The sequence below is a fragment of the Guyparkeria sp. genome, assembly GCF_046545975.1.
Taxonomy (GTDB): Bacteria; Pseudomonadota; Gammaproteobacteria; order Halothiobacillales; family Halothiobacillaceae; genus Guyparkeria.
This window is the reverse complement of record NZ_JBKGYT010000045.1, coordinates 1-15,500: the sequence shown is the minus strand read 5'-3', so window position 1 is coordinate 15,500 and position 15,500 is coordinate 1. Positions and strand designations below refer to the sequence as shown.

At 64.5% G+C, this 15,500-nt stretch carries 11 protein-coding genes and 1 tRNA gene; all 12 read left to right on the top strand.

The genetic code is table 11. The features are described from left to right. Positions 1-128: 128 nt before the first annotated feature. The 12 genes from ACLFMY_RS05800 (at position 129) to fusA (ending at position 15,380) form a co-directional block, all read left to right on the top strand. Positions 129-204: transfer RNA gene (locus ACLFMY_RS05800), tRNA-Trp, on the top strand. Between the two features lie 75 nt (positions 205-279). Further along, positions 280-651 carry a preprotein translocase subunit SecE gene (secE, locus tag ACLFMY_RS05795; RefSeq protein ID WP_410763642.1) on the top strand — a complete coding sequence of 124 codons (372 nt, stop codon included), beginning with the start codon at positions 280-282 and terminating at the stop codon, positions 649-651. 10 nt (positions 652-661) lie between these two features. After that, the gene (gene nusG / locus ACLFMY_RS05790; protein WP_410763641.1) at positions 662-1,195 is read left to right on the top strand and encodes a transcription termination/antitermination protein NusG; all 534 of its coding nucleotides are present in this window, start codon (positions 662-664) and stop codon (positions 1,193-1,195) included. Positions 1,196-1,260: 65 nt separating this feature from the next. Next, on the top strand, positions 1,261-1,692 hold the full coding sequence (rplK, locus tag ACLFMY_RS05785) for a 50S ribosomal protein L11 (protein ID WP_136867904.1): 432 nt from the start codon (positions 1,261-1,263) through the stop codon (positions 1,690-1,692). A gap of 1 nt (position 1,693) precedes the next feature. Further along, entirely contained in the window at positions 1,694-2,389 is a 696-nt protein-coding gene (rplA, locus tag ACLFMY_RS05780) for a 50S ribosomal protein L1 (protein ID WP_410763640.1), read from the top strand. A 266-nt stretch (positions 2,390-2,655) separates the two neighbouring features. Further along, positions 2,656-3,183, top strand: coding sequence for a 50S ribosomal protein L10 (rplJ, locus tag ACLFMY_RS05775; protein WP_410763638.1), 528 nt, complete (start codon positions 2,656-2,658; stop codon positions 3,181-3,183). 30 nt (positions 3,184-3,213) lie between these two features. After that, a complete protein-coding gene (gene rplL, locus ACLFMY_RS05770; protein ID WP_410763637.1) occupies positions 3,214-3,594 on the top strand; it encodes a 50S ribosomal protein L7/L12 in 381 nt (126 codons plus the stop codon). Between the two features lie 238 nt (positions 3,595-3,832). Next, positions 3,833-7,999, top strand: a complete 4,167-nt coding sequence (rpoB, locus tag ACLFMY_RS05765) for a DNA-directed RNA polymerase subunit beta (protein ID WP_410763636.1) — start codon at positions 3,833-3,835, stop codon at positions 7,997-7,999. A gap of 75 nt (positions 8,000-8,074) precedes the next feature. Further along, complete coding sequence (gene rpoC, locus ACLFMY_RS05760; RefSeq protein ID WP_410763634.1) at positions 8,075-12,289, top strand: DNA-directed RNA polymerase subunit beta'; 4,215 nt, start codon at positions 8,075-8,077, stop codon at positions 12,287-12,289. Positions 12,290-12,389: 100 nt separating this feature from the next. Beyond that, positions 12,390-12,764 carry a 30S ribosomal protein S12 gene (rpsL, locus tag ACLFMY_RS05755; protein ID WP_125199268.1) on the top strand — a complete coding sequence of 125 codons (375 nt, stop codon included), beginning with the start codon at positions 12,390-12,392 and terminating at the stop codon, positions 12,762-12,764. An 18-nt stretch (positions 12,765-12,782) separates the two neighbouring features. Continuing rightward, positions 12,783-13,253 carry a 30S ribosomal protein S7 gene (rpsG, locus tag ACLFMY_RS05750; RefSeq protein WP_410763633.1) on the top strand — a complete coding sequence of 157 codons (471 nt, stop codon included), beginning with the start codon at positions 12,783-12,785 and terminating at the stop codon, positions 13,251-13,253. Positions 13,254-13,283: 30 nt separating this feature from the next. Beyond that, entirely contained in the window at positions 13,284-15,380 is a 2,097-nt protein-coding gene (fusA, locus tag ACLFMY_RS05745; RefSeq protein ID WP_410763632.1) for an elongation factor G, read from the top strand. Positions 15,381-15,500: the final 120 nt, after the last annotated feature.

The following is a 15,500-nucleotide window of genomic DNA, read 5'->3' as shown; positions in this document are numbered from 1 at the left end:
ACGCGAAGGCGGCCGTACCGTCGGCGCCGGCGTCGTTTCCAAGATCATCGAGTAACCCGCAACGGGTTGCGTCAAGGCGCGAGGTCGTATAGACTTCGCGCTCTTTTTTCGCCAAGGGCGAAAAACATAGGGCAGTAGCTCAACTGGCAGAGCAACGGTCTCCAAAACCGTAGGTTGGGGGTTCGAGTCCCTCCTGCCCTGCCACTTCCGTGCAGGGGGTGCCCGCCGGAGCCGATTCGTCGGCCGGCGGGTGCTGTCTTTAAGCGTGAGTTCCTAGACATGTCGGAAAAGTCCGTGCAGCCCACGTCCTCCGGTCTGGATTCGGCCAAGATCGCTCTGTCGATCGTGCTGATCCTGGCCGGGGTGCTGGGCTATTACCTGCTCGATGACCAGCCGCTGTTCGTGCGCATCCTGGCGGTGGTGGCGGGCGCGGGGCTCGCGATCGCCGTGGCGTACACCACGGCAGTGGGCCGTTCGATCTGGCAGTTCACCTTCGATTCCCGCCTCGAAGTCAAAAAGATGGTGTGGCCGACACGCCAGGAAGCGACGCAGACGACCCTGGTGGTCGTCCTGCTCGTCATCCTGATCGGCCTGTTCCTCTGGGGCGTGGATTCGCTGCTGGGTTGGATCGTTCGCAGCATTACCGGTTAGGAGGCTTTTCATGGCGATGCGCTGGTACGTCGTTCAGGCGTTTTCTCAGTACGAAAACAGCGTCAAGAAGGCGCTGCAGGAGCGCATCGAGCGCGCCGGCCTGCAGGACCTGTTCGGGGAGATCCTCGTCCCCTCCGAGGAGGTGGTCGAGATGCGCGACGGCGTGAAGCGCCGTTCGGAGCGCAAGTTCTTTCCCGGCTACGTGCTCGTCCAGGTCGACATGACCGACGAGGCCTGGCACCTGATCAAGTCCACGCCGCGCGTACTGGGCTTCATCGGCAATTCCGGCGGCAAGCCGACGCCGATTTCCGAGCGCGAGGCCGAGCAGATCCTCAACCGGGTCAAGGACTCCACCGAGAAGCCGAAGCCGAAGACGCTCTTCGATGTCGGCGAGATGGTGCGTGTCTGCGACGGCCCGTTCAACGACTTCACCGGCACGGTCGAGGAAGTGAACTACGAGAAGAGCCGCCTGCGCGTGGCGGTCAGCATTTTTGGACGTTCCACTCCGGTGGAACTCGGTTTCGACCAGGTCGAGAAGACCTGATCAGTCGATCAGTCAGGGGAGCCCGGCCTCGAGTCGGGCGCTAGCTACCCACAGAAGAGGTCATCATGGCTAAGAAAGTCTCAGCTTACATCAAGCTTCAGGTGCCTGCCGGTCAGGCCAACCCGTCACCCCCTATCGGCCCCGCGCTGGGTCAGCACGGCGTGAACATCATGGGCTTCTGCAAGGAGTTCAACGCCGCGTCGGGCAACATCGAGCCGGGTCTTCCCGTGCCGGTGGTGATCACTGTCTACCAGGACAAGTCGTTCACCTTCATCATGAAGACCCCGCCGGCAGCGATCCTTCTGAAGAAGGCCGTCGGCATCAAGAGCGGTTCCGCCGAGCCGAACAAGACCAAGGTCGGCACGGTCACCCGCGAGCAGCTCGAGGAGATCGCGAAGACCAAGGAGCCGGACCTGACGGCCAAGGATCTCGACGCCCGTGTGCGCACCATCGCCGGTAGCGCCCGCAGCATGGGCCTGAACGTGGAGGGTGTGTGAGATGGCAAAGCTGACCAAGCGACAGAAGATGATTGCCGAGAAGGTCGACAGCAACCGCCAGTACGGTGTCGACGAGGCCTTCGGCCTGCTCAAGGAGCTCTCCACGGTCAAGTTCAACGAGGCGGTTGACGTCGCCGTCAACCTGGGTGTCGACCCGCGTCGTTCCGACCAGATGGTCCGTGGTTCCACCGTGCTGCCGCGCGGCACCGGCAAGGACGTGCGCGTCGCCGTGTTCGCCCAGGGCGCGAACGCCGAGGCGGCCAAGGACGCCGGCGCGGACATCGTCGGCATGGAAGACCTCGCTGACGAGATCAAGCAGGGTCGCATGGACTTCGACGTGGTGATCGCCTCCCCGGACGCGATGCGCGTCGTCGGCCAGCTGGGCCAGATCCTCGGCCCGCGCGGCCTGATGCCGAACCCGAAGGTCGGCACCGTGTCCCCGGACGTGGCCGGTGCGGTCAAGAATGCCAAGGCCGGCCAGGTGCGGTACCGGACCGACAAGAACGGCATCATTCACTGCACCATCGGCAAGGTCGACTTCGAGCCGGCCGCGCTGATCGAGAACCTGAACGCCCTGCTGGCCGACCTGAACAAGGCCAAGCCGGTCGCGGCCAAGGGCGTGTACATGAAGCGCGTCTCGGTCTCGACCACGATGGGCCCGGGCCTGGTCGTCGATCAGGCCAGCCTGGAGGGCTGAGTCTCCTCCGGGTGACGTACAAGGCCGGTCGCGGCGAGAGTCGCGATCGGCGATGTTCTTTGGACTGCCGGCAATGAGACCGGTGGCGTCAAAGACCGCAGGCGCGGACCGGTTCGCCGGACCGCTTAATCGAGAAAGCCTGCGCAGACGGTCAGAGTCCCGATGATTTCATGTCTGGGTGGCCGTTGAGAAGGGCGATTCGTGCACGGCGCGAATCGGTTTCAAACGAAAAGGGCAATGTCCCTTTGCAACCGTAGGTAAGAGACGTGGCATTAACCTTCGATCGCAAGAAGTTGGTTGTCGCAGAAGTCGCCGAGGTTGCATCCAAGGCCTACTCGGCGGTTGGCGTCGAGTATCGGGGCTTGACGGTCTCGCAGGTCACCGAGCTGCGCGTGAAGGCACGCGAAGCCGGCGTGTACCTGCGGGTCGTCAAGAACACCCTGGCCAAGCGCGCCCTGGAAGGCACCGAGTACGAATGCGTGAACGAGGCCCTGCGCGGCCCGCTCATCCTCGCGTTCTCGATGGACGACCTGGGCTCCGCGGCGCGTCTGATGAAGGACGCGACCAAGGAGATGGAAGCGCTTGACGTCCAGTTCCTGTCCTTGGGTGGCGAACTCCTCCCGGCTTCCGCTCTCGAACGCGTTGCCAGCCTGCCGACCCGTGAGGAAGCGCTTGCGCAACTCATGGCGACCATGCAGGCGCCGGTCACCAAGCTGGCCCGTACCTTCAACGAGGTTCCGGGCAAGCTGGTACGCACCGTGGCGGCGATTCGCGACCAGAAACAAGCGGCTTAACCTTTTTCATCATTTTTCAGGTACTCAATCATGGCAGTTACAAAAGACGATATCCTCGAAGCGATCTCCAACATGTCCGTCATGGAGGTCGTTGAACTGATCTCCGACATGGAAGAGAAGTTCGGCGTAAGCGCGGCAGCAGCCGTTGCAGCCGCTCCGGCAGCCGCCGGTGGCGAAGCCGGTGCCGCCGCCGAAGAGAAGACCGAGTTCGACGTGGTCATGACCTCGTTCGGCTCCAACAAGGTTGCCGTCATCAAGGCGGTCCGCGAACTGACCGGCCTGGGCCTCAAGGAAGCCAAGGAACTGGTCGAAGGTGCTCCGAGCGCCGTCAAGGAAGGCGCCGAGAAGGACGAGGCCGAGTCCATGAAGGCCAAGCTCGAAGAGGCAGGCGCTTCCGTCGAGCTCAAGTAAACGAGTGTTCGGGTCGCTTAACCACAGCACCCAGGTACGGGCTGGTGGCCTTCGGGTCGCCGGCCTTTACGCGCTTGTTGGGTCGCTTTTCGTGATCGGGTCTGTCGCCTGATCCCGAAAGGTTGCCCGGGGCGGCTGCGGCCGCCCCTCACAGGGGGAGTACCGAACCCCGCGCGCCACGGCGTGTATCGCCAGAGGTACGGCGATCACACTCAGATTGTCCCGACGAGGAAAGTAGATGAGCTATTCATTCACTGAGAAGAAGCGACTCCGCAAGGACTTCGGCAAGCGTGCCGAGGTCCTGCCGGTACCCTATCTATTGACCACGCAGGTGAAATCCTACGAGGGTTTCCTGCAGGAAGGTGTCAATCAGAAGGAGCGCCGCAACATCGGTCTGCATGCGGCGCTGAGCTCGGTGTTTCCGATCACCAGCCACTCGGGCAATGCTGAAATCGACTACGTCGACTATCACTTCGGCGAGCCGGCCTTCGACGTGCGCGAGTGCCAGATCCGCGGCCTGACCTATTCGGCGCCGCTGCGGGTCAAGCTGCGCCTGGTCATCTACGACAAGGAAGCCCCGGCCGGCTCCAAGGTGGTCAAGGACATCCGCGAGCAGGACGTCTACATGGGCGAGATCCCGCTGCAGACCGAGAGCGGGACCTTCGTCGTCAACGGCACCGAGCGGGTGATCGTCTCCCAGCTGCACCGCTCGCCGGGCGTGTTCTTCGATCACGACAAGGGCAAGACCAGCAGCTCCAAGAAGATGCTGTTCTCCGCGCGGGTCATCCCGTACCGCGGCTCCTGGCTGGACTTCGAGTTCGACCAGAAGGATCTGGTCTACGTTCGCATCGACCGTCGCCGCAAGATCCCGGCGTCCATCCTGCTGCGTGCCCTGGGCTACACCAACGAGGAGATGCTCGACATCTTCTTCGAGCACGACGAGTTCCGCGTCGACGGCGAGAACCTGTCTCTGTCGCTGGTGCCCGAGCGCCTCAAGGGCACCGATGCCGCCTTCGACATCGAGGTCGACGGTGAGGTGGTCGTCAAGGCGGGCAAGCGCATCACCGCCAAGCACGTCCGTGACCTGAAGAAGGCCGAGATCGAGAGCCTGCCGGTGCCGGCGGAGTTCGTCGTGGGCCGCACCCTGGCCAAGGACGTCGTCGACACCGACAGCGGCGAAGTGATCGCCAATGCCAACGACGAGATCACCGAGGAGATGCTGGCACGCTTCCAGGCGGCCGGCATCGAGTCGTTCAAGACCCTGTACTACAACGAGGTCGATCGCGGCCCGTACATGTCGCTGACCCTGCGCAACGATCCGTCCACCACGCCGCTCGAGGCGATGGTCGAGATCTACAAGATGATGCGCCCGGGCGAGCCGCCGACCAAGGACGCGGCCGAAGGCCTGTTCCACGGCCTGTTCTTCAGCGAGGAACGCTACGACCTGTCCGAGGTCGGCCGGATGAAGTTCAACCGCCGCCTCGAGCGCGAGGGCGATTCGGGTCCGGGCATCCTCTACGACGCCAAGTACTTCGGCAAGCGCGCCGAGACGGGTGACGAGGAAGCGGCGAAGCTGGTCGAGGAGAGCGGCGACGCCTCCGACATCCTCGACGTGCTGATCGAGCTGATCAACATCCGCAACGGCAACGGCAAGACCGACGACATCGACCACCTCGGCAACCGCCGCATCCGCTCGGTGGGCGAGATGGCCGAAAACGTCTTCCGCATCGGCCTGGTCCGGGTCGAGCGTGCCGTCAAGGAGCGCCTGACCCAGGCCGAGAGCGAGGGCCTGACCCCGCAGGACCTGATCAATGCCAAGCCGGTGGCCGCCGCGGTCAAGGAGTTCTTCGGCTCCTCGCAGCTGTCGCAGTTCATGGACCAGAACAACCCGCTCTCCGAGGTCACCCACAAGCGCCGGATCTCGGCGCTCGGCCCGGGCGGCCTGACGCGCGAGCGCGCCGGCTTCGAGGTCCGTGACGTGCACACCACGCACTACGGCCGCGTATGCCCGATCGAGACGCCGGAAGGCCCGAACATCGGCCTGATCAACTCGCTGGCCGTGTTCGCGCAGACCAACACCTACGGCTTCCTCGAGACGCCGTACCGCAAGGTGATCGACGGCAAGGTGACCTCCGACGTCCAGTGGCTCTCGGCCTACGAGGAAGAGAAGTACACCATCGCCCAGGCGAACGCGCCGCTGGACGAGCAAGGCCGCCTGACCGGCGAGCTGATCTCGGCCCGCAAGGCCGGCGAGTTCATGCTGTCGGATCCCTCCGAGATCCAGTACATGGACATCTCGCCCAAGCAGATCGTGTCGGTGGCCGCCTCCATCATCCCGTTCCTGGAGCACGATGACGCCAACCGCGCCCTGATGGGCTCGAACATGCAGCGCCAGGCCGTGCCGACGCTCAAGGCGGACAAGCCGCTGGTGGGCACCGGGATGGAGCGCGTGGTCGCGACCGATTCGGGCGCCTGCGTGGTCGCCAAGCGCGGCGGCGTGGTCGACCGTGTCGACGCCTCGCGCGTGGTCGTCCGGGTCAAGGCCGAGGAGGCCACCCAGGGCGAGGTCGGTGTCGACATCTACAACCTGACCAAGTACACCCGCTCGAACCAGAACACCTGCATCAACCAGCGTCCGCTGGTGAAGGTGGGCGACCGGATCGAGAAGGGCGACGTGCTCGCCGACGGGCCGTCGGTCGACATGGGCGAGCTGGCGCTGGGGCAGAACATCCTCTGTGCCTTCATGCCCTGGAACGGCTACAACTTCGAGGATTCCATCCTCATGTCCGAGCGGGTGGTGCGCGAGGACCGCTTCACCACCATCCACATCGAGGAACTCAACTGCGTCGCCCGCGATACCAAGCTGGGCCCGGAGGAGATCACTTCGGACATCCCGAACGTCGCCGAGAACCTGCTGAACAAGCTGGACGAGGCCGGCGTGGTCCACATCGGGGCCGAGGTGAAGCCCAACGACATCCTGGTGGGCAAGGTCACGCCGAAGGGCGAGACACAGCTCACCCCGGAGGAAAAGCTCCTGAGAGCGATCTTCGGCGAGAAGGCGTCGGACGTGAAGGACACCTCGCTGCGGGTGCCGCAGGGTATCGAGGGGACCGTCATCGACGTGCGCGTCTTCACCCGCGACGGCATCGAGAAGGACAGCCGTGCCCGGTCGATCGAGGAAGCCGACCTCGACGCGGTGCGCAAGGATCTCAAGGATCGCATGCGCATCATCGAGGGCGACATTCAGGCCCGTGTCCGTGACCTGCTGCTGGGCAAGGTCGCCGTGGGCGGCCCGACCGGCATCAAGGCCGGCTCCAAGGTCACCGCCGCCCAGCTGAACAAGATCGAGCCGTCGAAGTGGTTCGAGATCCGGGTCGAGGACGAGGCCGCGGCGAGCGCGCTGGAGGAATACAAGGCGCAGCTCGAGCGCGAGAAGGAGCAGGCCGAGGCACGCTTCGAGGACAAGAAGCGCAAGATCCAGCAGGGCGACGACCTGCAGCCGGGCGTGCTGAAGATGGTCAAGGTCTACGTGGCCGTCAAGCGCCGCATCCAGCCGGGCGACAAGCTCGCCGGCCGTCACGGCAACAAGGGCGTCATCTCGATGATCGTCCCAGAGGAAGACATGCCGTACATGGAAGATGGCACCCCGATGGACATCTGCCTGAACCCGCTGGGTGTTCCCTCGCGGATGAACATCGGTCAGATCCTCGAGACGCACATGGGCCTGGCCGCACGCGGCCTGGGCCACCAGATCGAGAAGCGCCTGAAGCTCGAGCGCGAGAAGGCCCTCAAGGAGCTGCGCGAGTTCCTGGACCAGGTCTACAACCACCGGGACGAGAAGCGCGTCGACCTCGACAGCCTGAACGACGACGAGCTGATCGAGCTGGCCGGCAACCTGAAGAAGGGCGTGCCGATGGCCACGCCGGTCTTCGACGGGGCGAACGAGGACGAGCTCAAGCAGATGCTGCGGCTCGCGGAGATGCCGGAAGACGGGCAGCTCCAGCTCTACGACGGCCGCACGGGCGAGCCGTTCGAGCGCAAGACCACCGTGGGCTACATGTACATCCTGAAGCTCAACCACCTGGTCGACGACAAGATGCACGCGCGCTCCACCGGTCCGTACTCGCTGGTTACCCAGCAGCCGCTGGGCGGCAAGGCGCAGTTCGGCGGCCAGCGCTTCGGCGAGATGGAGGTCTGGGCCCTGGAGGCATACGGCGCGGCGTACACGCTGCAGGAGATGCTGACGGTCAAGTCCGACGACGTCGATGGCCGGAACAAGATGTACAAGAACATCGTCGATGGCGATCACCGCATGGATGCGGGGATGCCCGAGTCCTTCAACGTGCTGTTGAAGGAGATCCGTTCGCTCGGCATCAACATCGAGCTGGAACAGGACGACGAGTGATTTCCGGGGCATGGGCCGAGGGTGTTCCCCTCGGGCCATGGTGCCGTGTGACAGAACACGTTAGGCAGGTAGTCAATGAAAGAATTGCTTAATCTGATGAACCACGAGGTCGGCGAAGAGGACTTCGATCACATCCGAATCTCGCTGGCCTCCCCGGAGATGATCCGTTCCTGGTCGTATGGCGAGGTGAAGAAGCCTGAGACCATCAACTACCGCACCTTCAAGCCGGAGCGCGATGGCCTGTTCTGCGCCAAGATCTTCGGTCCTGTGCGGGACTACGAGTGCCTCTGCGGCAAGTACAAGCGCCTCAAGCACCGTGGCGTGGTGTGTGAGAAGTGCGGCGTCGAGGTGACCCTCTCCAAGGTCCGCCGCGAGCGCATGGGCCACATCGAGCTGGCCTGCCCGGTCGCGCACATCTGGTTCCTCAAGTCGCTGCCCAGCCGCATCGGCCTGCTGCTGGACATGACCCTGCGCGACATCGAGCGCGTGCTGTACTTCGAGGCGTTCATCGTCACCGACCCGGGCATGACCACCCTGAACAAGGGCGACCTGCTCACCGACGAGATGTACATCGAGGCGCTCGAGCAGTTCGGTGACGAGTTCGAGGCGGGCATGGGCGCGGAGTCCATCCAGAAGCTCCTCAAGGAGATCAACCTCGACGACGAGATCCTCAAGCTGCGCGACGAGCTGGCCGAGACCGGCTCCGAGACCAAGATCAAGCGCATCACCAAGCGCCTGAAGCTGCTCGAGTCGTTCCGCGCCTCCGGCAACCGCCCGGAATGGCTGGTCATGACCCAACTGCCGGTCCTGCCGCCGGACCTGCGTCCGCTCGTCCCGCTGGACGGCGGCCGCTTCGCGACCAGTGACCTCAACGATCTCTACCGTCGGGTCATCAACCGCAACAACCGCCTCAAGCGCCTGCTCGAGATCAACGCGCCGGACATCATCCTGCGCAACGAGAAGCGCATGCTGCAGGAGTCGGTCGACTCGCTGCTGGACAACGGTCGTCGCGGCCGCGCGGTCACCGGCACCAACAAGCGCCCGTTGAAGTCGCTCGCCGACATGATCAAGGGCAAGCAGGGGCGTTTCCGCCAGAACCTCCTGGGCAAGCGCGTCGACTACTCGGGCCGTTCGGTCATCGTGGTCGGCCCGACCCTGCGCCTGCACCAGTGCGGCCTGCCCAAGAAGATGGCGCTCGAGCTGTTCAAGCCGTTCATCTTCGGCAAGCTCCACCGCCGTGGCCTGGCCACCACCATCAAGGCGGCCAAGAAGCTGGTCGAGCGCGAAGGCGCCGAGGTCTGGGACGTGCTCGAGGAAGTCATCCGCGAGCACCCGGTCCTGCTCAACCGCGCGCCGACGCTGCACCGTCTGGGCATCCAGGCGTTCGAGCCGACCCTGATCGAGGGCAAGGCCATCCAGCTGCACCCGCTGGTCTGCTCGGCCTACAACGCCGACTTCGACGGCGACCAGATGGCCGTGCACGTGCCGCTGTCGCTCGAGGCGCAGTCCGAGGCCCGTGCGCTGATGATGTCGACGAACAATGTCCTGTCGCCGGCTTCCGGCGACCCGGTCATCGTGCCGTCGCAGGACATCGTGCTCGGGATCTACTACATGACGCGTTCCAAGGTGAACGCCCGCGGCGAGGGCATGATCTTCGCCGATTCCGACGAGGTCCAGCGCGCCTATGACAACGGCCAGGTCGAGCTGGGCGCCATGGTGCGCGTGCGCCTCAAGGACTGGGTTCGCGAGGAAGACGGCACGGTAGAGCCGCGTACCGCGATCGTCGAGACCACGGTCGGCCGCGCCCTGCTGTACCGGATCGTGCCGGACGGCATTCCGTTCGAGCAGATCAACAAGGACATGGGCAAGAAGCCGATCTCGGCCCTGCTCAACTACGTCTACCGCCATCTGGGCCTCAAGGACACCGTGGTGTTCGCCGACCAGCTCATGTACATGGGCTTCCGCTACGCGACCCGGTCGGGCATTTCCATCTGTGCCGACGACATGATCGTGCCGGGGTCGAAGGACTCCGAGCTGGCGCAGGCCGAGGCCGAGGTCAAGGAGATCCAGGACCAGTACGCCCAGGGCCTGGTGACCGAGAAGGAGCGCTACAACAAGGTGGTCGATATCTGGTCGCGGGCCAACGACAGCATCTCGCGGGCCATGATGGAGCAACTCGGCGCGCAGACCGTCAAGGACAAGGAGGGCAACGAGGTCAAGCAGAACTCGTTCAACGCCATCTTCATGATGGCGGACTCCGGTGCGCGGGGTTCCGCGGCGCAGATCCGGCAGCTGGCCGGCATGCGTGGCCTGATGACCAAGCCGGATGGCTCGATCATCGAGACGCCGATCACCGCGAACTTCCGCGAGGGTCTGAACGTACTGCAGTACTTCATCTCGACCCACGGCGCGCGCAAGGGCCTGGCGGACACGGCGCTGAAGACCGCCAACTCCGGGTACCTGACCCGCCGCCTGGTCGACGTGGCCCAGGACCTGGTCGTCACGACGGACGACTGCGGCACGACCACCGACGGACTGAAGATGACCGCGGTGATCGAGGGTGGCGACGTGGTCGAGGGGCTGGGCAACCGGATCCTCGGCCGGGTCACCTCCAAGGACCTGATCGTGCCGGGCACCGAGGAGGTGCTGGTGCCGGCGGGCACGCTGATCGACGAGGCGTTGGTCACGCGCATCGAGTCCTCCGGCATCGACGAGGTCTGGGTGCGGTCTGCCATCACCTGCGAGGCGCGGCACGGCGTCTGTGCCCAGTGCTATGGCCGTGACCTGGCACGCGGCGAGCCGGTCAACATGGGTGAGGCGGTCGGCGTCATGGCCGCCCAGTCCATCGGTGAGCCGGGTACCCAGCTGACCATGCGGACCTTCCATATCGGTGGTGCCGCATCCCGGTCCGCCGCGGCCAGTTCCGTCGAGAACAAGGCGGCGGGCGGCGTGCGGCTGCACAACCTCAAGACGGTCAAGAACCGCGACGGCGACCTGGTGGCGGTTACCCGCTCGGGCGAGCTCGGCATGCTCGACGAGCAGGGCCGCGAGCGCGAGCGCTACAAGGTGCCCTACGGCTCGGTGATCCGGGTCAAGGACGGCGACAAGGTCGAGGCCGGTACCACGCTGGCGAACTGGGATCCGCATACGCACCCGGTCGTCTCCGAGGTGGAAGGTTTCGCCCGCTTCTCGGACTTCGTCGACGGCCAGTCGGTCAAGACCGAGACGGACGAGATCACCGGCCTGTCGTCGCAGATCATCATCGACCCGTCCCAGCGGACCGGTACCGCCAAGGACCTGCGTCCGGCCATCGCGCTGGTCGACGGCAACGGCGACCCGGTGAGCCTGCCGGGCACCGACATCCCGGCGATCTACGTCCTGCCGGCCGGTGCGATCATCGGCATCACCGACGGGGCGGAGGTCCAGGTGGGTGACGTGGTCGCGCGGATTCCGCAGGAATCGCAGAAGACGCGTGACATCACCGGTGGTCTGCCGCGGGTCGCGGATCTCTTCGAGGCGCGCAAGCCCAAGGAGCCGGCGATCCTCGCCGAGCACACCGGCACGGTGAGTTTCGGCAAGGAGACCAAGGGCAAGCAGCGCCTGGTGATCACCGACGAGAACGGCGAGCAGCACGAGGAGCTGATCCCGAAGTACCGGGTGATCAACGTCTTCGAGGGCGAGCATGTCACCCGCGGGGAGATCATCGCCGACGGCGAACTCGCACCGCACGACATCCTGCGCCTGCGCGGCATCGCTCCGCTCGCCGAGTACATCGTCAAGGAGATCCAGGACGTGTACCGCCTGCAGGGCGTGGGTATCGACGACAAGCACATCGAGGTGATCGTTCGCCAGATGCTGCGCAAGGTCGAGATCGTCGAGCCCGGCGACTCCGGTTACCTCCGTGGTGACCAGGTCGACAAGGCGCGCCTGGTCGAGGAGAACGCGGCCCTGGAGAAGGCGGGCAAGTTCCCGGCGAAGTCCGAGCCGATGCTGCTCGGCATCACCAAGGCCTCGCTGGTCACCGAGTCGTTCATCTCGGCGGCCTCCTTCCAGGAGACGACACGCGTGCTCACCGACGCGGCGACTCGCGGCGGCACGGACGAGCTGCGTGGCCTGAAGGAGAACGTCATCGTCGGTCGCCTGATCCCGGCCGGCACCGGTCTCGCGCACCACCAGGAGCGCCGCCGGCGGCGTCAGGCCGCGTTCGATCAGGCCAACGACCTGTTCGGCGCGCCGGCCGAAACCGAGGTCGCGGAATCCGCGACGGACGAGTCGGGAACCGAGGAATGATGTCGCGTTGACAGAAACGCGGCAACTGCTTAGAATCACTGCCCTTTGCGGCGGGCGTGCATGCCCGTCGCGCTAGTTTTTGGTCGGAGAATACGGATACATGGCTACTATCAATCAGCTGGTGCGCAAGCCGCGCAAGCGCATGGTCGAAAAGACCAGCGTCCCGGCGCTCGAGCGCTGCCCGCAACGTCGCGGCGTATGCACGCGTGTCTACACCACCACCCCGAAGAAGCCGAACTCGGCCCTGCGTAAGGTTGCCCGTGTGCGCCTCACGTCCGGCTACGAGGTCACCGGCTACATCGGCGGTGAGGGTCACAACCTGCAGGAGCACTCGGTCGTGCTGATCCGCGGCGGTCGTGTAAAGGACCTGCCGGGTGTGCGTTATCACGTCGTCCGCGGCAGCCTCGATACCCAGGGTGTCGAGAAGCGTCGTCAGGGTCGTTCCAAGTACGGCGCCAAGCGTCCGAAGAGCTAATCAACGGTAGGATTTGACATGCCCAGAAGAAGAGAAGTCCCCAAGCGTGAGATTCTGCCGGATCCGAAATTCGGCAATGTCACCGTGGCCAAGTTCATCAACATGATCATGCTCAGCGGCAAGAAGGCCGTTGCCGAGCGTCTGCTGTACGGCGCGATGGACATGGTCGAAGAGAAGGGCAAGGGTCACCCGGTCGAAGTGGTCGAGAAGGCTCTCGAGAACGTGGCGCCCGCGGTCGAGGTCAAGTCCCGCCGTGTGGGTGGTGCGACCTACCAGGTGCCGGTCGAAGTGCGCCCGGTGCGCCGTTCGTCGCTGGCCATGCGTTGGCTGATCGAAGCGGCGCGCAAGCGTGGCGAGAAGACCATGGCCGCCAAGCTGGCCGGCGAGCTGATGGATGCCGCCGAGGGCCGTGGTTCCGCCGTGAAGAAGCGTGAAGACACGCACCGCATGGCCGAGGCTAACAAGGCCTTTGCGCACTTCCGCTGGTAAACCGCTGCACTAATTCAAGAGGTACTTTTCGTGTCCCGTACGACCCCGCTCGATCGCTATCGCAATTTCGGCATCATGGCGCACATTGATGCCGGCAAGACCACGACATCCGAGCGCATCCTGTTCTACACGGGTGTGTCCCACAAGATCGGCGAGGTCCATGAAGGCGCCGCAACGATGGACTGGATGGAGCAGGAGCAGGAGCGTGGCATCACCATCACCTCCGCCGCCACCACCGCGTTCTGGCAGGGCATGGATCAGCAGTTCCAGAAGCACCGCCTGAACATCATCGACACCCCGGGGCACGTGGACTTCACCATCGAGGTCGAGCGTTCCCTGCGTGTGCTCGATGGCGCGGTGTTCGTGCTCTGCGCCGTCGGTGGCGTCCAGCCGCAGTCCGAGACTGTCTGGCGCCAGGCCAACAAGTACGGCGTGCCGCGTCTGGCGTTCGTCAACAAGATGGACCGTCAGGGTGCGGACTTCCACCGCGTGATGGATCAGCTGAAGAAGCGCCTGGGCGCCTCCCCGGTGCCGGTCGTGATTCCGATCGGTGCCGAAGAGAACTTCCAGGGCGTGGTCGACCTCATCCGCATGAAGGCGATCTACTGGAATACCGACGACATGGGCATGACCTATGATCAGCGCGAGATTCCGGAAGACCTCAAGGCGGACGCGGAGCAGTACCGCGAGCAGATGGTCGAGGCCGCCGCAGAAGCTTCCGAAGAGCTCATGGAGAAGTACCTCGAGAACGGCGAGCTGACCGAGGAAGAGATCAAGCAGGGCCTGCGTCAGCGTACCCTCGAGAACGACATCATCCCGGCGCTGTGCGGCACGGCGTTCAAGAACAAGGGCGTCCAGCGCTTGCTTGACGCGGTCATCGAGTTCCTGCCGTCGCCGACCGAGGTGCCGGACATCAAGGGCGAGCTGCCGGACGGCACCGAGGCGTACCGGAAGACCGGCGACGACGAGCCGTTCTCCGCGCTGGCGTTCAAGATCATGACCGACCCGTTCGTCGGTTCGCTGGCGTTCTTCCGCGTCTACTCGGGCAGCGTCAACGCCGGCGATGCCGTGCTGAACTCCACCCGCGGCAACCGCGAGCGCATCGGTCGTATCCTGCAGATGCACTCCAACTCCCGCGAGGAGATCAAGTCGGTCTACTCCGGCGACATCGCCGCGGCCGTCGGCCTGAAGAACGTCACCACCGGCGAGACGCTCTGCGACCCGAGCAACCCGATCATCCTCGAGCGGATGGAGTTCCCGGAGCCGGTCATCGCGGTGGCCGTCGAACCGAAGACCAAGTCCGACCAGGAAAAGATGTCCCAGGCGCTCGGTCGTCTCGCCCAGGAGGACCCGTCCTTCCGCGTGCGCACCGACGAGGAGTCCGGCCAGACCATCATCTCCGGCATGGGCGAGCTTCACCTGGACATCCTGGTCGACCGCATGCGCCGCGAGTTCAAGGTTGACGCGAACATCGGCAAGCCGCAGGTCGCGTACCGCGAGACCATCCGCGGCACGGTCGAACAGGAAGGCAAGTTCGTTCGCCAATCCGGCGGTCGCGGCCAGTACGGCCACGTCAAGCTTCGGATCGAGCCGCTGGAAGAAGGGGGCGGTTTCGAGTTCGAGAACAAGATCGTCGGTGGCGTGGTGCCGAAGGAATACATCCCGGCCGTCGAGCGCGGCGCCGAGGAACAGCTGCAGAACGGTGTCATCGCGGGCTACCCGATGGTGGACGTCAAGGTCACCCTGTACGACGGCTCCTATCACGAAGTCGACTCGAACGAGATGGCGTTCAAGGTGGCCGGTTCCATGGCTACCAAGGAAGGCTGTGCCAAGGCCACCCCCGTACTGCTCGAGCCGATGATGAAGGTCGAGATCGAGACCCCGGAAGAGTACATGGGCGACGTGATTGGCGACATCAACCGTCGTCGGGGCATGGTCCAGGGCATGGAAGACGTGGCCGGGGGCAGCAAGCAGATCAAGGCTGAGGTCCCGCTGTCCGAGATGTTCGGCTACGCCACCGACCTGCGGTCGTCGACACAGGGCCGTGCCACCTACTCGATGGAGTTCGGTCGTTACGCCGAGGCGCCGAAGAGCGTTGTCGAAGACGTCATCAAGGGTTCGGCCTGATTCGCATCGGGTCGCCAGATTTCAAAATCCAGTTGAGGATGTAAGACATGTCCAAAGAAAAGTTTGAACGTAGCAAGCCGCACGTAAACGTCGGCACGATCGGTCACGTTGACCACGGCA

What these genes read in the sequence shown, in the direction of transcription:
- secE (WP_410763642.1), top strand. Translation starts at nt 280, where the DNA reads ATGTCGGAAAAGTCCGTGCAGCCCACGTCCTCCGGTCTGGATTCGGCC.
- nusG (WP_410763641.1), top strand. Translation starts at nt 662, where the DNA reads ATGGCGATGCGCTGGTACGTCGTTCAGGCGTTTTCTCAGTACGAAAAC.
- rplK (WP_136867904.1), top strand. Translation starts at nt 1,261, where the DNA reads ATGGCTAAGAAAGTCTCAGCTTACATCAAGCTTCAGGTGCCTGCCGGT.
- rplA (WP_410763640.1), top strand. Translation starts at nt 1,694, where the DNA reads ATGGCAAAGCTGACCAAGCGACAGAAGATGATTGCCGAGAAGGTCGAC.
- rplL (WP_410763637.1), top strand. Translation starts at nt 3,214, where the DNA reads ATGGCAGTTACAAAAGACGATATCCTCGAAGCGATCTCCAACATGTCC.
- rpoB (WP_410763636.1), top strand. Translation starts at nt 3,833, where the DNA reads ATGAGCTATTCATTCACTGAGAAGAAGCGACTCCGCAAGGACTTCGGC.
- rpoC (WP_410763634.1), top strand. Translation starts at nt 8,075, where the DNA reads ATGAAAGAATTGCTTAATCTGATGAACCACGAGGTCGGCGAAGAGGAC.
- rpsL (WP_125199268.1), top strand. Translation starts at nt 12,390, where the DNA reads ATGGCTACTATCAATCAGCTGGTGCGCAAGCCGCGCAAGCGCATGGTC.
- rpsG (WP_410763633.1), top strand. Translation starts at nt 12,783, where the DNA reads ATGCCCAGAAGAAGAGAAGTCCCCAAGCGTGAGATTCTGCCGGATCCG.